The organism is Streptomyces sp. NPDC043812 (genome assembly GCF_056436245.1).
The window spans coordinates 183131-210111 of record NZ_JBWKCY010000011.1 but is presented as its reverse complement, the minus strand read 5'-3'; the positions used below and the strand labels follow the sequence as shown (position 1 = coordinate 210111).

Sequence of the window (26981 nt, the reverse complement as noted above, 5' to 3'; positions counted from 1 at the left end):
CCCACGCCACACTCACGGACCGGGCCATGCCCAGGACCGGCCGCCCCCACCCTGTCTCAGCTCATCCGCAGGGCCAGGAAGAAGTCCAGCTTGTCCTCCAGGCGCGACAGGTCCCGGCCCGTCAGTTGTTCGATCCGCCCCACCCGGTACCGCAGCGTGTTCACATGCAGATGCAGGCGCGTCGCGCAGCGCGTCCAGGAGCCGTCGCAGTCCAGGAACGCCTCCAGCGTGGGGATCAACTCCGCGCGGTGGCGGCGGTCGTAGTCCCGCAGCGGGTCGAGCAGCCGCGCGGTGAACGCGCGGCGCACGTCGTCCGGCACGAACGGCAGCAGCAGCACGTGCGAGGCCAGTTCGTGGTGCCCCGCCGCGCACACCCTGCCCGGGCGCGCCGCCGCGACACGGCGTGCGTGGCGTGCTTCCTCCAGCGCGCCGCGCAGCCCCTCCGCCGAGTGCACGGCCGCGCTGACGCCCAGCGTGACGCGGCCGTCGTCGGCGAGGCCCGCCGACAACGGGGTGCGGACGGACTCCAGCAGGACGTCGGCGTGCAGACCCGCGTCCACCGAGGGGGTGGCCTCGTCGTCCGGGCCGCCGAGCCCGCCGAGTCCCACCGCCGGCAGCGGCACCAGTGCGATCGCCTCGTCGGCGGCGTGGGCCACCGCGATCCGGTCCGTCGAGTCGGGGCCCGCGGACGACGGGTCGACCAGGATCTCCTCCAGGAGGGACTGGGCGACCGGACCGGTGTCGACGTCGGTGTCCGTGCCCCAGTCCACGCGCGCGACGACGACCTGCCAGTGCGGCGCGGTCCCCAGTCCCGGCAGCAGCACCGGCGCCGCGACCCGCAGGCGGGCCGCGATCTCCGCGGGGGCCGCGCCCGTCTGAACCAGCTCCAGGACCTCCTGCGCGAGCCTGCGCCGTACCGTGCGGGCCGCCTCGCGCCGGTCCCGCTCGACGGCGATCAGCTGGGTGACGCCCTGCAGCAGGTCGAGCCGGGCGGCCGGCCAGTCCCCGGCGTCGGCCTCGACGGCGAGCAGCCAGTCCGACAGGACGCTCTCGCGCACGTCCCGCGACGCCGGTGCCGCACCGCGCCCGGTGTTACGGATCGGGAAGAGGGAGTACGTCGTGCCCCCGACCAGCGCCCGGTGCGGTGCCCGGCGCCCGGTGCGGACCGCGGCCAGGTGCTCGCCCGCCAGGGCGGCGCCCGTCTCGGGGGCCAGCCCGTCGCCGACCCCCGCGATCTGCCGGCCGGTGGGTGACAGGACCCAGGCCCGGAGGTCGAGGTCGGAACCGAGAAGGTCCAGGACCGCGTCGGGGCCGCCGCCTGCCGGGCCCGACGTCATCAGCCTTCTGTGCCTGTCGACGACTGCTGCAAGATCCCCGGCACGTTCCCCGGAGACCTGGCGTACGACGTACTCTGTGATCGTTGCGAATGCAACGGACTCGTTCACTGCGAACAGTGGCAGCCGGTGGCGCAAACACGCCTCGACGAGATCGTCCGGAACGTCGCCGAGTTCCGCCTCGCCCGCGGCCAGACCCGCGACCTGGGCGCTCGCGAGGATCCGAACGAACGGTTCCGAGTCCTCGGGGCCGCGCCGCCACGCGAGGCCGGTCAGCACCAGTTCGCCGCCCGAGAGGTATCGGCTGGGGTCCTTGAGGTCGGTGGTCATCACGCCACGGACACCACGGTCGAGCTCGTCCTCGCCGCCGAGCAGCCGCAGCCCCAGCGCATCGGTCTCCAGCAGTGCGCGCAGCCGCATCTCGTCGCCGCCGATCTGTCTCGTTGTTGCCGGTACGGGGCGGGGACCTGTGGCCAGGGTTTCCGGGGGGAAACGGTGAGGTTGCTGATCTCCGCCTTTCGTTCGAATCTACAAGACGAGGGAGGCGGCCAGCCAACTCCTTCATGTTTTCGGTGACTGCACCCCACCGATCACGCCTTGTGTACTGGACCACATCGCGTGAACTGCACATGAACAACCAGTCGAGGGCCGGCCGTCCCGGGCCCGTTGCGACGGACCCCGATCAAGAACGATCAAGAAGAAGAGAGCCACTCATGGACTTCCTTCGCCCCGCCAGCTGGGAGGAGGCGCTCGCCGCCAAGGCCGAGCACCCCACCGCTGTCCCCATCGCGGGGGGCACCGACGTGATGGTCGAGATCAACTTCGACCACCGTCGGCCGGAGTACCTCCTGGACCTGAACCGCATCGGTGACCTGACCGAGTGGGAGGTCGGCGGCGAGAGCGTCCGGCTGGGTGCCTCCGTCCCGTACACCGCGATCATGGAGAACCTGCGCGAAGAGCTGCCCGGACTGGCGCTCGCCTCGCACACCGTCGCCTCCCCGCAGATCCGCAACCGCGGCGGCGTCGGCGGCAACCTCGGCACCGCTTCCCCGGCCGGCGACGCCCACCCGGCGCTGCTCGCCGCGGGCGCCGAGGTCGAGGCCGAGTCGGTGCGCGGCAGTCGCATGATCCCGATCGACGAGTTCTACACGGGTGTGAAGCGCAACGCGCTCGCCCCCGACGAGCTCATCCGCGCCGTGCACATCAAGAAGGCGGACGGACCGCAGCAGTACTCCAAGGTCGGGACCCGCAACGCCATGGTCATCGCCGTGTGCGCCTTCGGGCTCGCACTGCACCCCGAGACCCGCACCGTACGCACCGGCATCGGCTCCGCCGCCCCGACCCCGGTGCGCGCGAAGGCCGCCGAGGAGTTCCTGAACGCCGCGCTCGAAGAAGGCGGATTCTGGGAGAGCGGCACCATCATCACCCCCTCGATCGCCAAGCAGTTCGCGGAGCTCGCCTCCGGCGCCTGCAACCCGATCGACGACGTGCGCGGCACGGCGAAGTACCGACGCCACGCCGTCGGCATCATGGCCCGGCGCACGCTCGGCTGGACCTGGGAGCAGTACCGCGGCACCGCCCGCACGCTTGAAGGAGCTGCATGACATGCGCGTGAATTTCACCGTCAACGGACGCCGCCAGGAAGCCGACGACGTCTGGGAGGGCGAGAGCCTTCTCTACGTCCTGCGCGAGCGCCTGGGTCTGCCGGGCTCGAAGAACGCCTGTGAGCAGGGCGAGTGCGGCTCTTGTACGGTCCGCCTGGACGGCGTGCCGGTCTGTTCCTGCCTGGTCGCGGCCGGTCAGGTCCAGGACCGCGAGGTCGTCACCGTCGAGGGCCTGGCCGACTACGCCAAGCAGCGCGAGGAGCACGGCGGCTGCGCGACCGGCGCCTGTGGCAGCGACAAGGGCACGTCCCTGCAGAACGCCCAGCAGTGGAGCGCTGCGCCTCGTGACAGGGCCACTGACTCCCAGACCGGCGAGGGCACCGAGCTGTCGCCGATCCAGCAGGCGTTCATCGACGCGGGCGCCGTCCAGTGCGGCTTCTGCACCCCCGGTCTGCTGGTGGCCGCCGACGAGATGCTGGAGCGCAACGCCTCGCCGTCCGACGAGGACATCCGCGAGGCGCTGTCCGGCAACCTCTGCCGCTGCACCGGTTACGAGAAGATCCTGGACGCCGTCCGCCTCGCGGCCGCCCGCCAGGGACACCAGGAAGCGACGGTCTGACGATGACGCAGCACACCCGGGTCGCGTCCGCCCCCGCCGGCACTCCGACCAAGGTCACCCAGGGCTCGAAGGCTAAGGGCGGCATCGGCGAGTCCACGCTCCGCCCCGACGGCACCCTCAAGGTCACCGGAGAGTTCGCGTACTCCTCGGACATGTGGCACGAGGACATGCTGTGGGGCCAGATCCTCCGCTCCACGGTCGCGCACGCCGAGATCGTCTCCATCGACACCTCCGAGGCCCTCGCGCAGGCCGGCGTCTACGCCGTCCTCACCTACGAGGACCTGCCGACCGAGGTCAAGAACTACGGTCTGGAGATCCAGGACACCCCCGTCCTCGCCAACGGCGTCGTACGCCACCACGGCGAACCGGTGGCCATCGTCGCCGCCGACCACCCGGAGACCGCGCGCCGCGCCGCCGCCAAGATCAAGGTGGAGTACCGCGAGCTGCCCGTCGTCACCGACGAGGCGTCCGCGACCGCGGCCGACGCGCCGCTGCTGCACCCCGGCCGCGACGACCACCACGCCGGCCACGTCCCGCACCCGAACATCGTGCACCGCCAGCCGATCGTCCGCGGCAACGCGGACGAGGCCGCTCGGCGCGCCGACGTCGTCGTCTCCGGCGAGTACACCTTCGGCATGCAGGACCAGGCCTTCCTCGGCCCCGAGTCCGGCCTCGCCGTGCCCGCCGAGGACGGCGGCGTCGACCTCTACGTCGCCACCCAGTGGCTGCACTCCGACCTGCGCCAGATCGCGCCCGTCCTCGGCCTGCCCGAGGAGAAGGTGCGGATGACGCTCTCCGGCGTCGGCGGCGCGTTCGGCGGCCGCGAGGACCTGTCGATGCAGATCCACGCCTGCCTGCTGGCGCTGCGGACCGGCAAGCCGGTCAAGATCGTCTACAACCGGTTCGAGTCCTTCTTCGGACACGTCCACCGCCACCCGGCGAAGCTCTGGTACGAGCACGGGGCCACGCGCGACGGCAAGATCACGCACATGAAGTGCCGGATCGTGCTGGACGGCGGCGCCTACGCCTCTGCCTCCCCGGCCGTCGTCGGCAACGCCTCCTCCCTCGCCGTCGGCCCGTATGTCATCGACGACGTCGACATCGAGGCCGTCGCTCTCTACACCAACAACCCGCCCTGCGGCGCGATGCGCGGCTTCGGCGCGGTCCAGGCGTGCTTCGCGTACGAGGCGCAGATGGACAAGCTGGCGGCGAAGCTCGGGATGGACCCGGTCGAGCTCCGGCAGCTCAACGCCATGGAGCAGGGCACGCTGCTGCCGACCGGCCAGGTCGTCGACTCGCCGGCCCCGGTCGCGGAGCTGCTGCGCCGGATCAAGGCCCGCCCGCTGCCGCCCGAGCGGCAGTGGGAGACCACCGCGGGCGCCGATGTGCGCGCCCTGCCGGGCGGTCTGTCCAACACCACCCACGGCGAAGGCGTCGTCCGCGGTGTCGGCTACGCGGTCGGCCTCAAGAACGTCGGCTTCTCCGAGGGCTTCGACGACTACTCCACCGCCAAGGTGCGCATGGAGGTCATCGCCGGCGAGCCGGTCGCCACCGTGCACACCGCGATGGCGGAGGTCGGACAGGGCGGTATCACCGTCCACGCCCAGATCGCCCGCACCGAACTCGGTGTGACGCAGGTGACCATCAACCCGGCCGACACACAGGTCGGTTCGGCCGGTTCCACCTCCGCCTCCCGCCAGACGTACGTGACCGGTGGAGCGGTGAAGAACTCCTGCGAGCTGGTGCGCGAGAAGGTCCTCGAGATCGGCCGCCGCAAGTTCGGCACGTACCACCCGGCCTGGGCCACCGCCGAGCTGCTGCTCGAAGGCGGCAAGGTCGTCACCGACGGCGGCGAGGTCCTCGCCGGCCTGGTGGACGTGCTGGAGGACGAGGTCGTCGAGATCGAGGCCGAGTGGCGGCACCGCCCGACCGAGGCGTTCGACCTGCGTACCGGACAGGGCAACGGCCACGTCCAGTACTCCTTCGCCGCCCACCGCGCCGTCGTCGAGGTCGACACGGAGCTCGGTCTGGTGAAGGTCATCGAACTCGCCTGCGCCCAGGACGTCGGCAAGGCACTCAACCCGCTGTCCGTCATCGGCCAGATCCAGGGTGGCACCACCCAGGGCCTGGGCGTGGCGGTCATGGAGGAGATCATCGTCGACCCGAAGACCGCGAAGGTCAGGAACCCCTCCTTCACGGACTATCTGATCCCCACGATCCTCGACACGCCGACCATCCCGGTCGACGTGCTCGAACTCGCCGACGACAACGCCCCGTACGGGCTGCGCGGTATCGGCGAGGCCCCCACCCTGTCGTCCACCCCGGCCGTCCTCGCGGCGATCCGGAACGCGACCGGGCTGGAGCTCAACCGGACGCCGGTGCGCCCCGAACACCTCACCGGTACCTGATCCGATCCCATGAACTCTCCGGGCGGTGTGCGCCATGCCTCCAAGGAACGTCACCTTCCTCACGTGTCCGCGCCGCCCGGAGAACACCACTGCCGCACCGCTCGCGGCCGTACCCCCACGCAGTACCGCACCACCCCGCAGAGCAAGTTCGTCTCGGGCCGTCCCCCGGGTCGTGCAGCCGAAGCAGTTTCCCAAATCCCGCCATCACCACTCTTTCTCGGCGGGTGCCCCTGTGAACCTTGGGAGTAGGCACCATGACCCAGCAGTCCACTGAGCCGAGGACGACGGCGGACGACGCCGGCGCAGGTACGCGCCAGCCCGCCGGCCGCTCCTGGCTCGACCGGTACTTCCACATAACCCAGAGAGGGTCGACGCTCGGGCGGGAGGTCCGCGGCGGCATCACCACCTTCATGGCGATGGCGTACATCATCCTCCTCAACCCGGTGATCCTTTCGGTGCCCGACGTGGCCGGCCACAGGCTCGACGGCGACCAGCTGACCACCGCGACCGCGTTCGCCGCGGCCGCCACCACGATCGTGATGGGTGTGATCGGCAATGTGCCGCTCGCCCTCGCCGCCGGACTCAGCGTCTCCGCCGTGATGGCATTCCAGGTCGCTCCCGAGATGACCTGGGAAAACGCGATGGGCATGTGCGTCATCTACGGCGCCGTGATCGTCCTTCTCGTGGTCACCGGTCTCCGTGAACTGATCATGAACGCGATCCCGTTGGCGCTGAAGCACGCCATCACCATGGGCATCGGTCTGTTCGTCTGCCTCATCGGTCTCGTCCAGGCCGGATTCGTCACCTCCATGCCCGGTGACGGCGGTATCGCCGGCGCCAAGCCCATCCAGCTCGGCACCAGCGACATGCTCACCGGCTGGCCCGTGCTCTGCTTCGCCGTCACCGTGCTGCTGATCTTCCTGCTCCAGGTCCGCAAGGTGCCCGGCGCGATCCTCATCGGCATCGTCGGCGGCACCGTGTTCGCAGCCGTCGTCCACCAGTTCGCGGGCCTCGACAAGGCGGCCTGGGGCGGTCTCAACGCCCCCGAGATCACCGGCTCCGTCGTCTCCAGCCCCGACTTCGGTCTGTTCGGCGCCGTCTCTTTCGACGGCATCGGCAGCGTCGGCGGCATCACCGTCGGCGTCATCGTCTTCACCCTGGTGCTCGCCGGGTTCTTCGACGCCATGGGCACCATCATCGGCATCGGCCAGCAGGCCGACCTCGCCGACGACAAGGGCAAGATGCCCGGCCTCAACAAGGCCCTCGCCATCGACGGCGCGGGCGGCATGATGGGCGGCGTCGCAGGCGCATCGGGCCAGACCGTGTTCGTGGAGTCCACCGCCGGCGTCGGCGACGGCGCGCGCACCGGCCTCGCCTCGGTCGTCACCGGTCTCGCGTTCACGCTCTGCCTGTTCTTCACCCCGCTCGCCCAGGTCATCCCGACCCAGGTCGCCGCGGCCGCGCTCGTCGTCATCGGCGCGATGATGATGACCAACGCCAAGCACATCGACTGGAACGACTCGGCCACCTCCATCCCGGTCTTCCTGACCACCGTGCTGATGCCGTTCACGTACTCCATCACTGCGGGCATCGCCGCCGGAGTCATCGCCCACGTCCTGATCAAGGCCGTCCAGGGCCGCGCTCGGGACGTCGGCTGGCTCATGTGGGTGCTGTCCGTCGTCTTCCTGGCCTACTTCGCCCTGCATCCGATCGAGGGCTGGCTGGGAGTCAAGTAACACCCGCCGTCCCGACCACACCCCTGAGGAGACCGACATGCTGGACATCGCCGAGGAGCTGCACCGGTGGGTCGAGCAGGGCCGTTCGTTCGCCGTCGCCACGGTCGTCGCCGTCGGCGGCAGCGCGCCCCGCCAGCCGGGTGCCGCACTCGCCGTCGACAGCGACGGCACGGCGATCGGCTCGGTCTCCGGGGGCTGTGTGGAAGGTGCGGTGTACGAACTGTGCCAACAGGCGCTCCAGGACGGCGAGAGCGTCGTCGAGCGCTTCGGCTACAGCGACGAGGACGCCTTCGCCGTGGGCCTGACCTGCGGCGGCATCATCGACATCCTCGTCACCCCGGTGCCCTCGGACGCCCCCGCCAGGGACGTGTTCGCAGCTGCGCTGGCCGCCGCCGCCCGTGGGGAGGCGGCGGCGCTTGCGCGGATCACCGACGGCCCGGCCGAACTGGCCGGCCGCGCCCTGCTCGTACGCGCCGACGGAGGTTTCGACGGCACGCTGGGCGGCCATCCGGAGCTGGACCGCACCGCCGCGGCCGAGGCCGCGGCGATGCTGGACGCGGGCCGCACCGGGACCGCGCTCATCGGCGAGGACGGCTCGCGCTGCGGGCAGCCGCTGACCCTGCTCGTCGAATCCAGCGTCCCCGCGCCGCGCATGATCGTCTTCGGTGCCATCGACTTCGCGTCGGCCCTCGTGCGCGTCGGCAAGTTGCTCGGCTACCACGTCACCGTCTGCGATGCGCGCCCCGTGTTCGCGACCCGGGTGCGCTTCCCGGACGCGGACGAGATCGTCGTCGACTGGCCGCACCGCTATCTGGAGGCGACGGAGGTCGACTCCCGCACGGTCCTGTGCGTGCTGACTCACGACGCCAAGTTCGACGTACCGCTGCTGGAACTGGCGCTGCGGCTGCCCGTCGCGTACGTCGGCGCGATGGGCTCGCGCCGCACCCACGAGGACCGCAACCGCCGGCTGCGCGACGTCGGCGTCACCGAACTGGAACTGGCCCGGCTGCGCTCCCCGATCGGCCTCGACCTCGGCGCACGCACGCCCGAGGAGACGGCCCTGTCGATCGGCGCGGAGATCGTGGCCAACCGCCGCGGCGGCAGCGGCGTCTCGCTGACCGGCGCACACACCCCTATCCACCACGACGGACCGGGGGCCCCGGCGGGGCGCATCGGTTCGGTGGCCTGAGCGCTGCTCCACGAGCGGTGCCCGCACCCGGTGCTCCCGTCGCGGGGCACCGAGGGGCCGCGTCCGTTGAACACCACGCGGCGCGCGTGCGTACCTGAGAGCGGCCGGTGCGGATCCGACCGGCCGCCAAAGTCAGGGGAGGCACCGTCTTGGCCGGCAGCAATGTCACCGCTCTGTTCCGCGCTTCCACCGCGCACAGCCCGTCCTACTTCACCCTCAACAGGGCGGGCGGCGGCGCGGCCGGCGACATCGTGGACTTCTGCATCCCCTGCAACCCGTACTTCCCGACGCCCGCGATGTTCGACGAACTGGGCAGCCGGCTGCGTGAGATCCTCACCTACTACCCGAGCAGCGCCGACACCATCACCGCCGAGCTGTGCCAGGTGCTCGGCCTCAACCCGCAGACCGTCGCCATGGGCAACGGCTCCACCGAGCTGATCACCTGGATCGACCACCTGCTCGTGCGCGAGTCCCTCGCCGTACCCGTACCGACCTTCGGACGCTGGACCGACCAGCCGATGGAGACCGGCAAACGCGTCGACATGCTGCTGCTGCCCGAGGCCCGCGGATTCGCCCTCGACCCGGCGTCCTTCGTGCAGTTCATCCGCAGCAGAGGGTCGCGCGCCGCCGTCATCTGCAACCCGAACAACCCCGACGGCGGACTGCTGCCCAAACAGCAGGTCCTCTCCCTCCTCGACCAGCTGCAGGACCTCGACCTGGTCGTCGTCGACGAGTCGTTCCTCGAATTCGCCGACGGCGGGCAGGAGACGAGCGTGGCCGCCGAGGCGGTCCTGCGGCCGAACGTCATCGTGCTGCGCAGCCTCGGCAAGAACTTCGGCCTGCACGGCGTGCGCTTCGGCTATCTGGTCGCCAACCCCGGCCTCGCCGGCCGGGTACGCGCCGCGCTGCCGAAGTGGAACCTCAACTCCTTCGCGGAGACCGTGGTGTTCATGCTCAAGGAGCACCGTCAGGAGTACGCGGAGAGCCTGCGCCAGGTGTGCCGCGACCGTCAGGAGATGATCTGGCGGCTCTCCCAGCTGCCGGGCCTCACGGTCTATCCGTCGCAGGGCAACTTCGTCTACGTCCGTCTTCCGGAGGGCGCGGACGGCTCGATCCTGCGCGACCGGCTGCTGGCCGAGCACGGCGTGCTGATACGCGAGTGCGGCAACAAGATCGGCAGCTCCAGCCGTTTCGCCCGCCTCGTCGTGCGCCCCGAACAGGACGTCATGCGGCTGGTGTCGGCGATGGAACTGGTGCTCTACGGGCAGCAGACGGCGGCCACCGCGCCCCCGCCGCAACCACAACCGGAACCCGAGCCGATACGCCCGATGCTGTCCCAGGTCCCCTCGCAGCAGCAGATGCCGCCCCAGGCAGCCGTCCAGCAGCAGGCGCCGCAGCAGTCCGTCCGGGCCGCGCAGCAGGCACCGATGCTCGCGCCCGTCGGCATGGCACAGGCGGCGGCCCCGCAGCAGCAGCGGCAGTCACCGCCGCCGATGCTCGCGCTCGCCGATCAGCCAGTCGCCGCACACGGCCTCGCCCCGGCACCTCTCCAGGCACCGCGCCCCAGCGTCCCGGCCCGGGCGATGACCGCCGGGTACACCTCCGGCACCGCGGCGGTCGACCGTTTGATCGCCCAGGCCTGACCGGGTGGTGGTGGGGCGGGCGCCCGGCCGGGCGCCCGCCCGCACGGGGTGGACCTGTCGGAGCTCCGTGCGATCCCCGGCCCGGAGCGGCAACCGCCCGCCGGGCCGCCACCCCCCTACTACGCGTACGTGAACGGCTGGTACTCGCCCAGCAGTTTGAAGTCCCGGTACAGCGCCTCGAAGTCGTGGTTCCACACGAGGAACGTCCCGCCCACCGTCACCAGGTCGGACGTCCCCGCCACCCGGTCGCCGGGCCGTACCGTCCAGCGCATCTCGTACCCGCTGCCGATCGGCGGGTCCACCCGGGCGTCGACGGTCCCGGCACGCAGCGGCATGCAGGCGTCGAAGCAGTACACCTGCTCGCCCTCCCACGGCCTGCTGCGGATCCCGCTCTCGACCCCGAACGCCACATTGACCAGCGCCCGGCCGTAATGACGCTGCATCGCCGCAAGCCCCGACAGGCCCTTGAAGCGCGCACCGACCTCCAGGAAGACCAGTTCGCCGTCCGCCGTGAGGAAGAGCTCCAGATGCGAGGCGCCGTCCGGCCGGCCGAGCGCGTCCAGCGCCTGCCCGGCGAAGTCGACCATGCGTGCCACCCGCGGGTCGTCGTCGAGCAGATTGATGTCCGCGTTGACCCGTCCGCCGGCGACGTCCGCGGAGTTCACCAGATACTCGGTGACCCCGCCGAACACCGTCCGACCGGCCGCCGAGATGATGTTGACGCTGTAGATCCGGCCGTCGATGAACTCCTCGTACTCGTAGGCCCGTCCGAGGTCCCCGTCCGCGGGGAGCGCCGCGAAGTCCTCGTAGCCCTCGATCGTGACGACGCCGATGGAACCCGCCGAGTCGGTCGGCTTGAGCACGAAGGGCAACCCGACCCGGCCGGCGATCTCGTCGAAGTACGCCCTGGCCCCGGCCCGGTGGCGCTCGGGGTCCCAGGCGGCGAACGCCGGGGCGCGCACACCCGCCGCGGCCACCCGGTGCTTCATCTCCAGCTTGTCGAGGAAGGGGATCACATCGGCGGGGTGCGGCCCCGACAGACCGAACCGCTCCCGGATCTCCGCCGCTCCCAGCACGTTCTGCTCCAGATACGTGTGGACGGTCAGCCGCTCGGTGGTCGTGCCGCGCAGCAGGTCCGCGACGATCCCGCACGCCGCGGCCACGTCGATCTGCGCGGTCACCAGCGGCGACGGATCCCGCTCGGCCGTCGGTACGACATGGACCTCGGCGAACCAGCTGCGCCAGGTGTCGGTGAGATGGGCGATGTCGAGCTCGGAGAAGATGCCGACGAGCCGTACGGCCGCCGGATCCTCGAAGAGCCCCGGGTCGAATGCCTCGAGCCCGCGGGTGCCGATGAACACGGCGGTGTGCGGCGGGGCCGGAACGGCGGCGGTCATGCCGTCTCCTCCTTCGTCGTGCGCCCCGCGCCGGGGGCGGTAACCGATACGAGCAGCCGGGCGGGAGCCGTCCCGGCCGTGTGGGGGCTGTCCGCCGCGCGGTTGCGGTCGGCGAGCCGGAGCCGATGGCGGCGGGCGAAGGACTCCCAGCCCGCGACGAGCAGGACGACGAGCAGGACGTCGATGCCGATGGCCCATTCGACGCCCAGAGTGTCCATGCCCAGCGAGAAGACGAACCCGGACACCGCCATGAGGCTGTAGTAGACCGCGGTCAGCAGTCCGACGACCAAGGACACCCGCGAGTCGGGGGAGTGCGCGATGAGCTGCTTGTAGTGGTGCGCCCAGACGACTTCGCCCGCGAACACCAGCAGAACGAACACCCCGATGGCGAGGCCGAGGCTTCCCTGCGTCAGCGGCAGCGCCGCGTACATCAGTGTCGCGAAGCCGATCACGGCCACGGTGAGCCGGCCCTGGGCGCTGTCCGGGACGAGGTCACGGCGGCTCAGATACTGGTACACGAACACTCCGGCGAACACGGCGATCCACTCCGCGGTGAAGAACACCGCCATACCGGACTTGCCCATGCCGAACCAGAGTTCGGGCACCGCCGTGATGAGTACCTCGTAGGTCGCCTGCAGCGCCGTGACCGCGAGAACGATGTAGAAGAAGGCCGCGGACATCACCGGGCTGCGCGCGACGACGACTGCCGCCGAGCGCAGGTTGGCGGCCACGCTCTCCCGCACCTGCGTACTCTCCCTGCGGGCCGCCTCCATGCGCTCCCTGTTCGGCCGCACCAGGGCGAACAGGGCGGCCGACAGCAGGAACGTGCCCACGTCGAGGAGCACGACCGTGCGCAGGTCGATGAAGCGCAGGACGAAGCTGCCGACCGCGCCGGCCGCGGCGATGGCCAGGAACAGGCTGGAGTTGAAGACCGTCGAGTACGTGTCCGTCTGCTTCTCGTCGAAGAACTGCACGAGGGCCTTCACCCGCGCCGCGTTCACCGCGCTGTTCAGCAGGGCGCGCGCGAACACGATGCCGACGGCCACCGCGAACATGTCCGGCGACAGCGCTGTCAGGAACAGCAGGGTGACGGCTGCCGCCACCACGTTGAGGAGCAGGAGCAGCCGGCGCGCGTCGGCACGGTCGATGTACCGGGTGGCCAGGAGACCGACGAACAGGTTCGCGACCCAGTCGGCGGCGAAGACGGCCGACGCGAGCGTCGCGCTGCCCGTCTCTCCGTAGACGAAGGCCACGTACGAGATCATCAGCAGCTTCGAGCCGAACAGCGAGACGAACGACGCGACGTAGGAGAGAAGGAAGTTGCGGTTCAGATAGACGCCCATGACACGGTTCCTCGGTAGGCGTGCAGACGGGGCCCGCCGCCGGGAGGCGGGCAGCGGGCCCCTGCTGGTCACACGACGGGGGACGGGATCACGGTCGGTGGACGCTCTCCGGCCACTTCGCGTCCTCGTCCACACGCGACACGAGCGGGATGTCACGGATGTCGTGGTGGTTGAGGACCCACATCAGGAAGCGCTCGAGACCCATGCCGAAACCGGAGGTCCGCATGGGCAGTTCCTGCTTCATCTCGGCGTACCAGGCGTAGTCCCGCTCGGGGACGTTGTGCATCGCCAGCGCCTTGCGGATCTGCTCACCGTTGGAGTGCCGCTCGCCGGAGCCGACGACCTCGCCCATCCCGAAGAACAGGTCCGCGTTGGCAGCGGTGCGCATGTCCTCGTCGCCGAACGCCTGGTAGAAGGGCACCGACAGGTGGTCGAAGTGCGTGACCCACATGAACTCGTTGACGATCTCCATCAGCTTGTGCTCGCCACGGCGGGTCAGCGTGCGCCAGCTGCCCTCGTCACGGACGCAGCCCTCCTCACCCTTGAGGAGCGACACGGCCTCCTCGAAGGTGATCCGCGGGAAGTGCCCCTCGTGGTTGATCATGCGGCTGAGGTGCGAAGTGTCGCCGGCGGCGAGGGCGATGCGGTCGCCGTACGCCTCCAGCGCGGCCTTCGCGAGCGCCTTGACGTAGCCCTCGACATAGTCGATGAGCTCGTCGATGCCGCCGGGGATCTCGGCCTCGCTGTGGCTGTACTGGTTCAGGTGGGTCTCGTCCGGCTGCTCGCCGCGGAACGACGGCATGATGTTGTAGCAGCCGGCAGGGGTGAGACGCATGCCGTATTCCAGCATGAACTGGCTGGAGTCCGGGAGGTAGGTGTCCACACCGTTCACCGTGACCGGGACCGGCTCGGAGTCACTGCCGAGGCCCGTCGGGCAGGTGATGGTGCGCACGGTCAGCGGCAGGTAGAGGGCCTTGAGGCCGCGGGAAGCCGCGTACGAAGCCGTCGTGGAGTGGAGCAGGTCCTGGAGATCGGCTATCAGCGCGTACCAGGGCGACTTGAGCGCCTTCATGAATTCGCCCGGCTCATTTCCCCAGGCTGTCGGTGGCCGAACAGCGGCGTCCTTTACCGGGGCGGTGGTGGCTGCGGCGTCCAGAATCGTCATTCTTTCCACTCCAATTCCATGTGTGTCGGCGAAGTTCATAGGGAGTGCCGTTGGTGATTGCCCGGGGAGCGATACCGCTGCGGTGTGCGGGCGCGTGATCGCCACGTAGTCCTCGGAGTTCAGACCCACGGAAAGGTCGAGCCGGGCGGCATTGAAGAAGATCTCCTCCTGCCGGAGGAGTTCCGGGTCCACCACCAATTCGAGATCGGGGTGGAAGGAGAACGGGGTGATCGAGCCGCACACCGCACCCGCAAGTTCCTCCGCGGTCTCGCGCTGCGCGAAGGAGGCGTCCTTGCCGCCGTAGAGGCGTTTGATCTCGTCGAGGTCCACGAGCCGGTCGCCGGGCACCACGGCGAGCACGTACCGATTGGTCCTCTTGGTGATTTTGACGCGGACCACGATGCACTTGGCCGCCTGGTTCAGCGGGTGTCCCCGCAGCCGGCTCGCGACATCCGTCCGGCCTTCCGGAGCGTGCGGCAGAAGCCGGAAACGTGCCCCTTCATTTTCGAGCAGTTCCAGAATTCGTCCGCTGACTCCGGTGTCGTTCGTGCGTTCCCGGAGTTCGGATGGCGGAGCCATGGTATTTCCCCCATCTGACGCCGAAGCGATCATTCATCAGATCGCCGAGTACGCCATGACGTTAAGGTGGGGCCTGTTCGGCTGAGAATGTGCGGCGGGTGACTTCATCAAGTCCGCATTGGCGTGCGCAAGTCGGACTTCATCAAGTCCGTATTGGCGTGCGCAAGTCGGACTTCATCAAGTCCGTATTGGTGTGCCGCAAGCCATTGCGTGGCAGGCGGGATCCGGCGGGAAAACCCTCGCAAAGCACGGGGAACGGCCGCACGGACGAGTGCGGCGGCGCGGCCGGCACTCCTGCCCGGAGCGGATCCGCGCCGGGCAGGACTGCATCGAAAGTTGCAGCGGGCGATCGTCACTGTTCACGACGCCTGCCCGGTGGAGCGCCCGGACGATGGAGGGGACCCACGGCCACGGCAGCACCATGGCCACGCAGACGCGACCACCACGGGGAGCAGATGACTCACGCCACGCAACCGGGAGCGGTGCACGACGGCCCGACGGACAAGGACACGGGCATGCCCGGATCCGCCGCCCCAGCAGCCTCGACTCCCTCGGCCGGCCGCCGGATCGCGTTGCTGGACATCCTGCGCGGCGCGGCGATCCTCGGCACGCTGATGACCAACGTGTGGGTCTTCACCGGCCCGGGCGGCGAATGGGGCGTCCTCGAGTCCGGCATCTCCGCCACCGATCAGGACAGGCTTTTCGCCAGTCCCGCAGCGGCGGCGGAAGGCATCTTCCGCTTCCTCGCCGACGGCAAGTTCCTCGCCATGCTGACCGTACTGTTCGGCGTCGGCCTCGCCATCCAGTACGACTCGGCGGCGCGGCACGGCCGCCCCTGGCCCGGCCGCTACCGGTGGCGCGCCCTGTTCCTGTTCGCCGAGGGCACCGTGCACTTCGTCCTCGTCTTCGCCTGGGACGTCCTCATGGGATACGCCGTCACCGCCCTGTTCGTCGCCTGGTTGCTGGCCCGATCGCAGCGCCTGCGCACTGTCGTCATGTGGTCCGCGCTCGTCTGGCATCTCGCGCTCATGTCACTGCTCACACTCGCGCTCGCCCTCGAACCGGAATCCGGTGCCGACGCCCCGGCCCCGGGCCCCGCAGGCGACGTGTACGCCGACGGCAGCTACCTCGACCAGATCGCCTTCCGCCTCGACCACGCGCTCGTCCTACGGCTCGAGCCCGTCATCGCCTTCGGCCTGCTCGTCTTCCTCTTCCTGCTCGGCGTCCGCCTCCACCGCGCCGGAGCCTTCGCCGCCGACGTGAACGGCCGGCGCATCCGAACCCGGCTGCTGCGCTGGGGCCTTGGCGCCGGTCTGCCCCTGAACGCGGCCGCGGCGCTCGCCGGCGACGACTTCTTCGCGCTGGGCCGGTACGTCGCCGCACCGCTGCTAGCCCTCGGATACATCGGGCTCGTCGGGCTTATTGCCGAACGTGTCCGCAGGCCGGGCCCGCTCACCGCGGGGCTGACGTCCGTCGGCCGTACGGCCCTGAGCAGCTACGTCGCACAGAACGTCCTCTGCATGATCGCCGCCTACGGCATCGGACTCGGCCTCGCCGTCCGCCTGGAGGGCGAGGGCCCGTGGTGGGTGATGGGCCTGTGGGCCGCGGTCTGCCTCTTCCTCATGACCGCGTCCGCCCTGTGGCTGCGCCGCTTCCCGCACGGTCCGCTGGAGACGGTGCAGCGATGGGTGCTGCGGCGCTGAACGGACAGCGTGCAGGAGGGGGGCGCACACTCCGAAATCCGATGTCGGCCGTCGCTGACGGCGTGCCACAATCCTGCGCATGTCAGTTCGATACCCGCGCCCCCTGCGTCCCGGTGACCGCATCGGCGTCACCTCCCCCTCGAGCGGCGTCGCCAAGGACCTCCAGGAACGCCTCGGCGTGGCGATCCGCACGGTCGAGGCGCGAGGCTACGAGGTGGTCGTTGGCCGTTGCATGGACGGCACCGGGCACATCAGTGCCCCCGCCGCGGAACGCGCCCGCGAGCTGACGGAGATGCTGACCGACCCGGCCATCAGGGCCGTGGTGCCGCCCTGGGGCGGGGAGACGGCGATCGACCTGCTGCCTCTGCTCGACTGGGACCGGCTGCGCGACGCCGAGCCGACCTGGCTCGTCGGCTTCTCGGACATGTCGACCCTCATGACTCCGCTGACCCTGCTCACGGGGACGGCGACCCTGCACGGCAACAACCTGATGGACACGCCCTACCGGACCCCGGAGGGCCTGCTGTCCTGGCTCGACATCGTGACCCTGCCGGAAGGACACCGGTTCACCCAGATCCCGCCGAGCCGTCACCGTGCCTCGGGCTGGGACGACTACCAGGCTCACCCGGAGGTTGACGAGTACACCCTCGGCACTCCCGGCAGGTGGACCAGGCTCGACAGCGACGACGACGTGGTGGCCGAGGGCCGTCTCATCGGCGGCTGCATCGAGACGCTCTCCAACGTCGCGGGAACGCCCTACGGCGACGTGTCGGCCTTCGCGCGTTCCGCCGCCCCGGAAGGCCTGCTCGTCTACGTCGAGGCGTGTGAGGACAACGCGCTCCAGATCTGCCGCAACCTCCACGGGATGCGCCTCGCCGGCTTCTTCGACGCCGCGAACGCGATCCTCGTCGGCCGCACCTCGGCACCGGGAACCGCCTCGCTCTCCCAGCACGAGGCCGTGATGGACGCGCTCGGCTCCCTGAACGTCCCCGTGGTCGCAGACGTCGAGTGCGGCCACGTCCCGCCGTACCTGCCGATCGTCAACGGCGCGCGCGGCCGGATCGTCCACACGTCGGAGCGCAGCGAACTGACGCAGTCGCTGGACTGACCGTCAGGAACGGGCTTCCCGGGCGGGGCAGGTGGCGGCCGCGACCACGGCCGGGCCCGGAATCTCCAGTCCCGGCACGAGCCCGCGCGAACCGCACGGCGGTGCCGGCCCAACTGGTCCTCGGTTTCGGCACGGTCGGCAAAGATGCCATCACGGCCGGCACTGCAGCGGTGAAAGACCTGCCGAACCACGAACTGCGGTGAGGTCTCACGGTCGGTCCGACCTTCCGTCAGGCGACCGGCCGAAGCGCGCCGAGGGAGGCGTCACTGGGGTGAGAGGTCGCGAGGCCCACTTCCGTGCGGCTCCAGGGAGCGGCCGTTGCGGAGGTTCCACCGCTGGGCGCGACCGCTGAACTCGGTGGCGGTGAGCGGACGGATGTCCAGGCGCCAGAAGGCTTCGTCGGGTGCCGCAAGAGCGTGGAGCAGGGCCAGGCGGATCACGTCCGGTTCAGCGACGGCAACGATGCGTCCCGTGCGGCTGTGCAGGCTGTCCAGCCATGTCCCGACCCTGATGCGGACACTGCGCAGCGACTCGCCGCCATGGGGCGCCGCGCTCGGGTCGCCGAGCCACTGGGCGACGGCGTGCTCGTCCGCGGCCGCGAGGGCGTCGAGCGTCTGTCCTCGCCAACGCCCCATGTCGCAGGCGGCTATGGCAGGCAGCGGTGCGGCGTCCAGCCCGAGGGCCCGGGCGGTCTGACGGCACCGCAGTGACGGCGAGACGTAGCTGTGGAGGGCCGGGGGGAGCGTGCCGGCCGCAGCCTCGGCACGCGCGATGCCCGCAGGGCCGAGAGGGCTGTCGTCGTCGAACCGGACCTCGCGCAGTGCGTCGCTCGTGGCGGGGGAGACCAGCGTGAGCCGGACTGTCATCGGGTTCCTCCGGTGCGCGTCATGCGTCGTGCACCGCACGTCGTGCGTCGTGCGGCAATTGTCCGGCGCGCAGCCTACCCACGGGGGCGTACGGGCGTGACATGGGACTCACGCCCTTGGCGGCCCGACCGGCACGCGGTACGGTCTCGGCGACATTTCCAATACTGCGACGACGGCGAGACGGAAGTCCGGTGTGAATCCGGCACGGTCGCGCCACTGTATGCCACGGCGGCATCCCGGCAGGGTGACGCTGCGGCGAGTCAGACCCGTGGACCGTCGTCCTGCACCACCGTTCGGGACGCGTGTTCCCCAAGGAGGTTCCACCATGGCCGAGGCCGCTGGTTCCGCTGTCGTCTCCACCCCTTCCCTTCCCCTGCCGGCTTCTCTGCCTGTGCGCGCCGTCCTGCCCTGGGCCGTGTTCGTCGGTCTCCTGGCTCTGATCGCCCTGTACTTCGTGGGTGCCGAGCAGGGCGCCACGTCCGTGTTCGCCGGTGCCGAGGTGCACGAGTGGGTGCACGACGGACGTCATCTGCTCGGCTTCCCCTGCCACTGATAGGCGACAAGCACATGTACGCCTCAACTGTCAGAGGTCTGCTGGTCCGCGGCATGCTCGCGGGCCTGATTGCCGGGCTGTTCGCCTTCGCCGTGGCCTACACGGTGGGTGAGCCGCCCGTGGACGGCTCGATCGCGGTGGAGGAGGCCCAGGCCGCCCAGGAGGCGGCCCATGCCGGGCACGGCGCCGCCGCCGAGGAAGCCGCCGAGGAAGAGGAGGCGGTCAGTCGCTCCGTGCAGTCGACCGCCGGCCTGGCCACCGGTGTTCTGGTGTACGGGGTGGCGCTGGGCGGGATCGCGGCCCTGGCGTTCTCGTTCGCGCTGGGACGTGTGGGCCGGTTCAGCCCGCGGGCAACCGCGGCGCTCATCGCGGCGGCCGCCTTCACGACCGTCTACCTGGTGCCGTTCCTGAAGTACCCGGCCACGCCGCCCGCGGTCGGAAACCCGGACACCATCGGACAGCGCACGACACTGTTCTTTCTGATGATCCTGCTCAGTGTGCTGCTCGGCGTGGCCGCGGTCATCGCAGGGCGACGGATGGCGCCGCGCCTGGGCAACTGGAATGCCACGCTGGCTGCCGCGGCGGGTTTCGTCGTCGTGGTGGCTGTCGCTTGTGTGTTCCTGCCGGCGAACGACGACGCGGTAAAGGCCGGCTTCCCCGCAGCGCTGCTGTGGGAGTTCAGGGTCGCGTCACTGGCGATCCAGGCCGTGTTGTGGACCGTCTTCGGTACGGTCTTCGGTGTCCTGGCGCAGCGCCTCCTGGCGCCCCGACCGGTCGGGGCGGGTGCACCGGTGGAGCAGCCGGCGCCGGTTTCGGGCTGACCCGCACGGCAGGTCGGACCGGCTGGATGGTGCCGGTCCGGCGTGCCGCGCTGCACACGCTTCGGGGCCCGCCTGCCCGCGTAGCCCGGCAGGCGGCCCAAGCGGCCGGACGGCCGGGAGAATGCTCTGCGAGCGTTCTCCCGGCCGTCGGCGCGTCAGGACGTGGAGAGTTCCCCGCGCACGGCGCGGGCCGCCGCGACCAGATTCTCCAGCGAGGCACGGGTTTCGGGCCAGCCGCGGGTCTTCAGACCGCAGTCCGGGTTGACCCAGAGTCGCTCTGCCGGGATGGCTTCGAGTCCCTTGCGCAGCAGTGCCGCGGACTCGTCCGCGCCCGGAACCCGGGGCGAGTGGATGTCGTACACGCCGGGGCCGGCCTCGCGCGGGTAGCCGTGGGCGGCGAGTTCGCGGGCGACCTGCATGTGGGAGCGGGCGGCCTCCAGGCTGATCACGTCGGCGTCGAGGTCGTCGATCGCCTGCACGATGTCGCCGAACTCGGCGTAGCACATGTGCGTGTGGATCTGGGTGTCCGGCCGTACGCCACTCGTGGTGAGCCGGAACGCCTCGGTGGCCCAGGCGAGATACCCGGCGTGGTCGGCGGAACGCAGTGGCAGGGTCTCGCGCAGGGCGGGCTCGTCGACCTGGATGACGGAGGTGCCCGCGGCTTCGAGATCGCCGACCTCGTCGCGCAGGGCGAGGGCGACCTGCCGAGCGGTGTCCCCCAGGGGCTGGTCGTCGCGGACGAAGGACCAGGCGAGCATGGTGACGGGGCCGGTGAGCATTCCCTTGACCGGCCGGTCGGTGAGCGACTGCGCGTAGGTCGTCCAGCGGACGGTCATCGGCTCGGGGCGGGAGATGTCGCCGGCGAGGATCGGCGGGCGGACGTAGCGGGTGCCGTAGGACTGCACCCAGCCGTGCTGGGTGGCCAGGTAGCCGGTGAGCTGCTCGGCGAAGTACTGCACCATGTCGTTGCGTTCGGGTTCGCCGTGCACGAGGACGTCGATGCCGGTCTTCTCCTGGAAGGAGATGACCTCGCGGATCTCCGCCTCGATGCGCTTCTCGTAACCGGCGGTGTCGAGGCGGCCGCCGCGCAGGTCGGCGCGGGCGGAGCGCAGCTCCGGGGTCTGCGGGAACGAGCCGATGGTGGTCGTCGGCAGCAGGGGGAGACGGAGGTGGGCACGCTGGGCCGCGGCGCGCTCGGCGTAGGGCTGGGAGCGCCGGGCGTCGGCGCCCGTGATCGCCGCGGCGCGGGCCCGCACGGCGGGGTCGCGGGTGATGGGTGATCCGGCGCGGGAGGCCAGATCGGCCCGGTTCGCGGCGAGTTCGGCCGCGATGGCGTCGGTGCCCTGACCGAGCCCGCGGGCGAGGGTGACGATCTCGGCCGACTTCTGCCGGGCGAAGGCGAGCCAGCGCCTGATCTGCGGGTCGAGGTCACGCTCGGCCGTGGCGTCCAGCGGGACGTGCAGCAGCGAGCACGAGGCGGAGACGTCGACCCGGTCGGCCAGTCCCAGCAGTGTGCCGAGGGTGGCGAGCGACTTTCCCAGATCGTTCACCCAGATGTTGCGTCCGTTGACGACACCGGCCACCAGTCGCTTGCCGGGCAGCCCGCCCGCGGCGGCGAGATCGTCGAGGTTGGCGGCGGCCGACTCGGTGAAGTCGAGCGCGAGCCCGTCGACGGGAGCCTTCGCCAGTACGGGGAGGGCGTCCCCGAGGCGGTCGAAGTAGGAGGCGACCAGCAGCTTCGGCCTGTCCGCGAGTGCACCGAGGTTGCGGTAGGCGCGGGAGGCGGCCTCCAGCTCGGCGGTGGTGCGGTCCTGCGCGAGTGCGGGTTCGTCCAACTGCACCCACTCCGCCCCCGCGGACCGCAGATCGGCGAGCACCTCCGCGTACACGGGCAGCAGCCGGTCCAACAGACTCAGGGGCTCGAAGTCCTCGGCCACGCCCGGTGCCGGCTTGGCCAGCAGCAGATAGGTGACCGGCCCGACGAGCACCGGACGGGGCGTCAGACCGAGGGCGAGTGCTTCCTTGAACTCACCGACCTGCTTGACGGAGTCCGCGGTGAAGACGGTGTCCGGCCCCAGCTCCGGTACGAGGTAGTGGTAGTTGGTGTCGAACCACTTGGTCATCTCCAGTGGGGCCACATCCTTGGTACCGCGCGCCATGGCGAAGTAGCCGGCCAGGGCGTCGGCGTCGACGGCGGCCCGGTGGCGGGCGGGGATCGCACCGACCATGACGGTGGTGTCGAGGACGTGGTCGTAGTACGAGAAGTCACCGGTCGGGACTTCGTGGATCCCGGCTGCGGCGAGCTGCTGCCAGTTCGTCCGGCGCAGATCGGCGGCGGTGGACCGGAGGGTGTCGGCGGTGACGCGGCCCTTCCAATGGCCCTCGATCGCCTTCTTCAGTTCCCGGTTCTGTCCCTGACGGGGGTAGCCGTAGACGGTGGCCGGTGCTGCCGCGGCTGCGGACTTGGTGGTCACGGAGATCTCCTTCGCGAGATGAATCCCTGAGATCCCGGGGACGGGACGAGAACGCGAAGGGTGACGAACCGGACGGAACGAGCCTGCGCCGTACAGCGCGGTCATCCGTCTGGTGTGTTCGCCGACCCGCCCTCGAGGTCACCGGGATGTCCGCGTGCGCATGTACGCACGCGGGCAACGGGCAGGTCTTCGGACTCGCGGGCTCGTCGCCGGATTCCCGGCGGCACCTACTGGCCGTCGCTTCCCGGACCTTGTCGGGCCCAGTGCGTATGACGGCGGTCGTTCCCGCTCACCGCTGCGGGGCAGTCCCGGATTCCCACCGGGTTCCCTCTTACGACGCCTCCCGCCTGGCGGACGGGGCGAACCAGCTGCACCCGCCAGCGTACGGGGCGTCGTGTCGCCGCGGAGAATCACGTCCATCATTCGGGAGGTGAGCAGAGACACGAGGGCGGCGTGCATGCAACGCCCGAGGGCGGGAAGCGCCGCACTCCGCGCTTCCCGCCCTTCCCCTGTGGGCACCCCCGCCGGCTCCCTCGGCCGGCGGAGTGGCCCGGGCCCCTCAGCCCGGGCCCACCGGGCCCCTCAGCCCGGTCGCACCAGGTCCTCAGCCGTGGTCGTACGTGTGGAAACCGCGGCCGGTCTTGCGGCCGAGGAGCCCCGCCTCCACTCCTTGCCCTCGGGGGTGGTGAAGTCGATCCGGCGCTCGACGGCGTCGAGCAGGGTGAGCTGGCCGTCGATGATGTTGTCCCAGGCGGGGGAGGTGGCGTCCTCGAAGTCCGCCATCCAGACGTCGGCGCCGGAGTTGAGGGCGTTGACGGCCATGCGGCGGTCGGGCGGGCCCGTGATCTCGACCCGGCGGTCCGTCAGGCCGGGAGCGGGCGGGGCGACGCGCCACGACGGGTCCGCGCGCACGGCGTTGGTGACCAGGGGGAAGTCGAGCGGGGATCCCGTGGAGAGGCGTATCGCCTGCCGCCGACGCTCCTTCAGGAGCTCCTGGCGGCGCTCGTCGAAGGCTTCGACGAGGCTGCCCACGAAGTCCAGGGCGGCGGGGGTGACGATCTCGTCATGACGGTGACCGGGAGCCGCGAGGACGCGGACGCGGGGGGTCAGTGCGCTGGTGGACATGGGTTCTCCTGAGCAGGGAAGCGGAGCGGGGGCGGACGGGGACGGTCGCCCGGCCCTCGCTCGGCCAGGGGGCCGGACCGGACGGACGGATGTCCGGCTGGGTGCCCTAGTGGAACTGCTCTTCCTCCGTCGACCCGGCCAGCGCGGTGGTGGAGGAGTCGGGGTTGACGGCGGTGGAGACCAGGTCGAAGTAGCCGGTGCCGACCTCGCGCTGGTGCTTGACGGCGGTGAAGCCGTGCTCCTGCGCGGCGAACTCCCGCTCCTGCAGGTCGACATAGGCGGTCATGCCGTGCTCGGCGTATCCGCGGGCCAAGTCGAACATGCCGTGGTTGAGCGAGTGGAAGCCGGCGAGGGTGATGAACTGGAAGCGGTAGCCCATCGCGCCGAGCTCGCGCTGGAACTTGGCGATCTGGTCGTCGTCCAGCGCCGCCTTCCAGTTGAACGACGGCGAGCAGTTGTACGCCAGCATCTGGTCGGGGTACTGGGCGTGGATGGCCTCGGCGAACTCGCGGGCCTGCGCCAGGTCCGGGGTATCGGTCTCGACCCAGATCAGGTCGGCGTACGGGGCGTAGGCGAGCCCGCGGGCGATGACCGGCGCCATGCCGTTCTCGACCCGGTAGAAGCCCTCGGCGGTGCGCTCCCCCGTCACGAACCGGGCGTCGCGCTCGTCGACGTCGCTGGTGAGCAGGTTCGCGGCGAGCGCGTCGGTGCGGGCGACGATCACGGTCGGGACGTCGGCGATGTCCGCGGCGAGCCGGGCCGCGTTCAGGGTGCGGATGTGCTGGGCGGCGGGCACGAGGACCTTGCCGCCGAGGTGACCGCACTTCTTCTCGGAGGCCAGCTGGTCCTCGTAGTGGATGCCCGCCGCGCCCGCGGCGATCATCGCCTTGGTCAGCTCGAACGCGTTGAGCGGGCCGCCGAAGCCCGCCTCGGCGTCGGCGACGATCGGTGCCAGCCAGTCCGTGGTGTCCGTGCCGCCCTCGGCGGTCGCGATCTGGTCGGCGCGCAGCAGGGCGTTGTTGATCCGGCGCACCACCTGCGGGACGGAGTTGACCGGGTACAGGCTCTGGTCGGGGTAGGTGTGGCCGGCCTGGTTCGCGTCGGCGGCGACCTGCCAGCCGGACAGGTAGATGGCCTGCAGCCCCGCCCTCACCTGCTGGACGGCCTGGCCGCCGGTCAGCGCGCCCAGCGCGTGGATGTAGTCCTGCTCGTGCAGCTGACGCCACAGCCGCTCGGCGCCGCGGCGGGCCAGGGTGTGCTCCTCGCGGACGCTGCCGGACAGCCGCACGACGTCCTCGGCGGTGTACGTGCGCTCGGTGCCCTGCCAGCGCGGGTCCGTCGCCCACCGCTGCGCGAGCTCCTCGGCCGCCTTCGTCGTCGCCTCTGCCATGACCTTCACCGTCTCTCTCGGTTGTCTTGACTGCCAATCACCGCACCGGTACGCAACGGGATGGCACTGTGTGTCTCGAACGTGAGGTGGACCCGCCGGACCATCGCTGCGGAGCTGAGCAATGCTGCCGGTCAGTGTGGCGCCACGTCCGGGATCTCCGACGTCAGGGCAGTGAATCGCGCCCGGTTGGTGCGCCTGCTGTCGAAGGCCCGGCGGGCCGTGCTTGAACCTTGACACTGGCACTGAGTGCCATCAACTGGGGACGCATGCCAACTTCTGCGAATCTCCCCCCGGCTTTTGCCAACTTTGCCAAGGGTGGAATCGGTGCCGCGTCGCGTACGCTGACGACCTCCCGACCACGAAGGAGCGCGCGGTGAGCAAGACCTACGCGGGTGCGCGGCTGCGGCGGCTTCGCGAGGAGCGCCGGATGAGCCAGGCGGAGCTGGCCCGCGTCCTGGGCATCTCGCCGAGCTACCTCAACCAGATGGAGCACGATTCCCGCCCCCTCACCGTGCCGGTACTGCTCAGGCTCACGGAAAGCTTCGGCGTCGACCCGGGCTTCTTCTCCGAACGCGACACCACGCGGCTGGTGGCCGACCTGCGGGAGGCGCTGACGGGCGAGATCGCCGAATCCCGGGTGTCCCCGTCCGACCTTGCGGATCTGGCCTCGCGGATGCCCGCGGTCGCGCAGGTCCTGTTGGACCTCGGCCGCCGCAACCAGCTTCTGTCCGAGCGCCTCGCGGCAGCCGCTGACGGCCGGGACACGGCCCATGAGGGGCCACGCACACCCCACGAAGAGATCCGGGACTTCTTCTACCACCGCCAGAACTATCTCCACGCCACCGACCTCGCGGCCGAGCGCCTGGCCGAGGAGATCGGCATCCACCCCGGCGACGTCGTACGGGCCCTCACGTCACGTCTGGCCGATGTCCACGGCGTCCGTCTCACCGCGGAAAGCGGTGACCACCTGCACCACTACGACGAGACGACCCGCACCCTCCACCTGTCCGCCGGTCTGCGTCCCGGACAGCGCGCCTTCCGCATGGCCACCCAACTCGCCCTGCTCGAGTACGGCGACGAACTCGACCGCCAAGCGGCCGAGGACTTCCCCATCGGCACGCCCACCCACGCCCTGGCCCGCATCGGCATCGCCAATTACTTCGCCGCCGCGCTGATCCTCCCGTACCGGGCATTTCATGCGGCGGCCGAAGAGGTGCGCTACGACATCGAGCGCCTCACCGACCGCTTCGGGCTCGGCTACGAGACGGTCTGCCACCGCCTGAGCACCCTCCAGCGACCGCGCCTGCGCGGTGTGCCGTTCTCCTTCGTCCGGGTCGACCGCGCCGGGAACATGTCCAAAAGGCAGTCCGCGACCGGCTTCCACTTCTCCCGGGCCGGCGGCACCTGCCCGCTCTGGAACGTCTACGAAGCGTTCGCCGCACCCGGCCGCATCCACGTCCAGGCCGCTGAAATGCCCGACGGGCAACGCTACTTGTGGACCGCCCGGGCCGTCACGCGCCACCGGGGCGGATGGGGCCAGCCGGGCAAGACCTTCGCCATCGGCCTCGGCTGCGAGATCCGCCACGCCCACCGGCTCGTCTACTCCGACGGGCTCGACCTCGACAGCCCCTCCGTCGCCACGCCCATCGGCATGGGCTGCCGTGTCTGCGAACGGCTCGACTGCCCCCAGCGCGCCGCGCCGCCTCTTGGCCAACCACTGAGGATCGACAAGAACAGCAGCACCTTCGTCCCCTATCCGGTGCGGGCTGCCACGCCGTGACGGTGGGCTGATCGCGGGTGTACCCGGCCTGCTGGAGCCGGTCCCGACCCTCGATTGGTTCTCTCCAGTGCAGTTCGCCGGCTACAAGGTGATCCAGGGGAGTGCGGTCGTCATCCGCGGTTGGCGGTGCTGTGCTCTGAGCGC

General features: G+C 70.5%; 18 protein-coding genes, 1 pseudogene and 1 riboswitch. Of the genes and pseudogenes, 11 read left to right on the top strand and 8 right to left on the bottom strand.

Annotated features, from left to right (window positions below; genetic code table 11):
* Positions 1–56 precede the first annotated feature (56 nt).
* Positions 57–1754 (bottom strand): PucR family transcriptional regulator, encoded by a 1698-nt coding sequence (locus AC067Z_RS18555; RefSeq protein ID WP_478790597.1) that lies wholly within the window; start codon positions 1752–1754, stop codon positions 57–59.
* Between the two features lie 293 nt (positions 1755–2047).
* Between AC067Z_RS18555 and AC067Z_RS18550 the strand changes: the two genes are divergently transcribed.
* The 6 genes from AC067Z_RS18550 (at position 2048) to AC067Z_RS18525 (ending at position 10533) form a co-directional block, all read left to right on the top strand.
* The gene (locus tag AC067Z_RS18550; protein ID WP_478790596.1) at positions 2048–2938 is read left to right on the top strand and encodes an FAD binding domain-containing protein; all 891 of its coding nucleotides are present in this window, start codon (positions 2048–2050) and stop codon (positions 2936–2938) included.
* Position 2939: 1 nt separating this feature from the next.
* Positions 2940–3557 (top strand): (2Fe-2S)-binding protein, encoded by a 618-nt coding sequence (locus AC067Z_RS18545; protein ID WP_478790595.1) that lies wholly within the window; start codon positions 2940–2942, stop codon positions 3555–3557.
* Positions 3558–3559: 2 nt separating this feature from the next.
* Positions 3560–5965, top strand: a complete 2406-nt coding sequence (gene pucD, locus AC067Z_RS18540) for a xanthine dehydrogenase subunit D (RefSeq protein ID WP_478790594.1) — start codon at positions 3560–3562, stop codon at positions 5963–5965.
* Between the two features lie 254 nt (positions 5966–6219).
* Positions 6220–7701, top strand: a complete 1482-nt coding sequence (locus AC067Z_RS18535; RefSeq protein ID WP_478790593.1) for an NCS2 family permease — start codon at positions 6220–6222, stop codon at positions 7699–7701.
* Between the two features lie 37 nt (positions 7702–7738).
* Positions 7739–8890: an XdhC family protein gene (locus AC067Z_RS18530; RefSeq protein WP_478790592.1), complete on the top strand. Its 1152-nt coding sequence runs from the start codon at positions 7739–7741 to the stop codon at positions 8888–8890.
* Between the two features lie 149 nt (positions 8891–9039).
* Positions 9040–10533, top strand: a complete 1494-nt coding sequence (locus tag AC067Z_RS18525) for a pyridoxal phosphate-dependent aminotransferase (RefSeq protein WP_478790591.1) — start codon at positions 9040–9042, stop codon at positions 10531–10533.
* 119 nt (positions 10534–10652) lie between these two features.
* On the opposite strand, the gene AC067Z_RS18520 is transcribed toward AC067Z_RS18525, so the two are convergent.
* The 3 genes from AC067Z_RS18520 to AC067Z_RS18510 form a co-directional block, all read right to left on the bottom strand.
* Positions 10653–11930, bottom strand: coding sequence for an ATP-grasp domain-containing protein (locus AC067Z_RS18520; protein ID WP_478790590.1), 1278 nt, complete (start codon positions 11928–11930; stop codon positions 10653–10655).
* Positions 11927–13273, bottom strand: coding sequence for an MFS transporter (locus tag AC067Z_RS18515; RefSeq protein ID WP_478790589.1), 1347 nt, complete (start codon positions 13271–13273; stop codon positions 11927–11929). The genes AC067Z_RS18520 and AC067Z_RS18515 overlap by 4 nt, the downstream gene beginning before the upstream one ends.
* A gap of 88 nt (positions 13274–13361) precedes the next feature.
* On the bottom strand, positions 13362–15017 hold the full coding sequence (locus AC067Z_RS18510; RefSeq protein WP_478790588.1) for an amino acid--tRNA ligase-related protein: 1656 nt from the start codon (positions 15015–15017) through the stop codon (positions 13362–13364).
* A 515-nt stretch (positions 15018–15532) separates the two neighbouring features.
* On the opposite strand from AC067Z_RS18510, the gene AC067Z_RS18505 reads away from it, so the two are divergent.
* The gene (locus tag AC067Z_RS18505) at positions 15533–16720 is read left to right on the top strand and encodes a DUF418 domain-containing protein (RefSeq protein ID WP_478790654.1); all 1188 of its coding nucleotides are present in this window, start codon (positions 15533–15535) and stop codon (positions 16718–16720) included.
* A 79-nt stretch (positions 16721–16799) separates the two neighbouring features.
* Positions 16800–17828: a S66 family peptidase gene (locus AC067Z_RS18500; RefSeq protein ID WP_478790587.1), complete on the top strand. Its 1029-nt coding sequence runs from the start codon at positions 16800–16802 to the stop codon at positions 17826–17828.
* A gap of 263 nt (positions 17829–18091) precedes the next feature.
* Here the strand turns inward: AC067Z_RS18500 and AC067Z_RS18495 are convergent, their stop codons facing one another.
* Positions 18092–18694: a histidine phosphatase family protein gene (locus tag AC067Z_RS18495; protein WP_478790586.1), complete on the bottom strand. Its 603-nt coding sequence runs from the start codon at positions 18692–18694 to the stop codon at positions 18092–18094.
* Positions 18695–19019: 325 nt separating this feature from the next.
* On the opposite strand from AC067Z_RS18495, the gene AC067Z_RS18490 reads away from it, so the two are divergent.
* Together AC067Z_RS18490 and AC067Z_RS18485 are read left to right on the top strand one after the other, a co-directional pair.
* Positions 19020–19247 carry a CbtB domain-containing protein gene (locus tag AC067Z_RS18490; RefSeq protein WP_478790585.1) on the top strand — a complete coding sequence of 76 codons (228 nt, stop codon included), beginning with the start codon at positions 19020–19022 and terminating at the stop codon, positions 19245–19247.
* A gap of 14 nt (positions 19248–19261) precedes the next feature.
* On the top strand, positions 19262–20068 hold the full coding sequence (locus AC067Z_RS18485; protein ID WP_478790584.1) for a CbtA family protein: 807 nt from the start codon (positions 19262–19264) through the stop codon (positions 20066–20068).
* Between the two features lie 155 nt (positions 20069–20223).
* Here AC067Z_RS18485 and metE read toward each other — a convergent pair whose 3' ends face one another.
* From metE to aceA, 3 genes and pseudogenes are all read right to left on the bottom strand, one after another.
* Positions 20224–22542 (bottom strand): 5-methyltetrahydropteroyltriglutamate--homocysteine S-methyltransferase, encoded by a 2319-nt coding sequence (metE, locus tag AC067Z_RS18480; protein WP_478790583.1) that lies wholly within the window; start codon positions 22540–22542, stop codon positions 20224–20226.
* A 163-nt stretch (positions 22543–22705) separates the two neighbouring features.
* Positions 22706–22926: riboswitch (cobalamin riboswitch) on the bottom strand.
* A 234-nt stretch (positions 22927–23160) separates the two neighbouring features.
* A pseudogene (locus AC067Z_RS18475) lies at positions 23161–23667 on the bottom strand (malate synthase A); the annotation flags it as partial.
* A 106-nt stretch (positions 23668–23773) separates the two neighbouring features.
* On the bottom strand, positions 23774–25057 hold the full coding sequence (gene aceA, locus AC067Z_RS18470; RefSeq protein ID WP_478790582.1) for an isocitrate lyase: 1284 nt from the start codon (positions 25055–25057) through the stop codon (positions 23774–23776).
* A 373-nt stretch (positions 25058–25430) separates the two neighbouring features.
* Between aceA and AC067Z_RS18465 the strand changes: the two genes are divergently transcribed.
* The gene (locus AC067Z_RS18465; protein ID WP_478790581.1) at positions 25431–26837 is read left to right on the top strand and encodes a short-chain fatty acyl-CoA regulator family protein; all 1407 of its coding nucleotides are present in this window, start codon (positions 25431–25433) and stop codon (positions 26835–26837) included.
* Positions 26838–26981 lie beyond the last annotated feature (144 nt).

Bases quoted from the DNA above. Each gene is read 5' to 3' on its own strand.
- AC067Z_RS18555 (WP_478790597.1), bottom strand. From the start codon at position 1,754: ATGCGGCTGCGCGCACTGCTGGAGACCGATGCGCTGGGGCTGCGGCTG.
- AC067Z_RS18550 (WP_478790596.1), top strand. From the start codon at position 2,048: ATGGACTTCCTTCGCCCCGCCAGCTGGGAGGAGGCGCTCGCCGCCAAG.
- AC067Z_RS18545 (WP_478790595.1), top strand. From the start codon at position 2,940: ATGCGCGTGAATTTCACCGTCAACGGACGCCGCCAGGAAGCCGACGAC.
- pucD (WP_478790594.1), top strand. From the start codon at position 3,560: ATGACGCAGCACACCCGGGTCGCGTCCGCCCCCGCCGGCACTCCGACC.
- AC067Z_RS18535 (WP_478790593.1), top strand. From the start codon at position 6,220: ATGACCCAGCAGTCCACTGAGCCGAGGACGACGGCGGACGACGCCGGC.
- AC067Z_RS18530 (WP_478790592.1), top strand. From the start codon at position 7,739: ATGCTGGACATCGCCGAGGAGCTGCACCGGTGGGTCGAGCAGGGCCGT.
- AC067Z_RS18520 (WP_478790590.1), bottom strand. From the start codon at position 11,930: ATGACCGCCGCCGTTCCGGCCCCGCCGCACACCGCCGTGTTCATCGGC.
- AC067Z_RS18515 (WP_478790589.1), bottom strand. From the start codon at position 13,273: ATGGGCGTCTATCTGAACCGCAACTTCCTTCTCTCCTACGTCGCGTCG.
- AC067Z_RS18510 (WP_478790588.1), bottom strand. From the start codon at position 15,017: ATGGCTCCGCCATCCGAACTCCGGGAACGCACGAACGACACCGGAGTC.
- AC067Z_RS18505 (WP_478790654.1), top strand. From the start codon at position 15,533: ATGCCCGGATCCGCCGCCCCAGCAGCCTCGACTCCCTCGGCCGGCCGC.
- AC067Z_RS18500 (WP_478790587.1), top strand. From the start codon at position 16,800: ATGTCAGTTCGATACCCGCGCCCCCTGCGTCCCGGTGACCGCATCGGC.
- AC067Z_RS18495 (WP_478790586.1), bottom strand. From the start codon at position 18,694: ATGACAGTCCGGCTCACGCTGGTCTCCCCCGCCACGAGCGACGCACTG.
- AC067Z_RS18490 (WP_478790585.1), top strand. From the start codon at position 19,020: ATGGCCGAGGCCGCTGGTTCCGCTGTCGTCTCCACCCCTTCCCTTCCC.
- AC067Z_RS18485 (WP_478790584.1), top strand. From the start codon at position 19,262: ATGTACGCCTCAACTGTCAGAGGTCTGCTGGTCCGCGGCATGCTCGCG.
- aceA (WP_478790582.1), bottom strand. From the start codon at position 25,057: ATGGCAGAGGCGACGACGAAGGCGGCCGAGGAGCTCGCGCAGCGGTGG.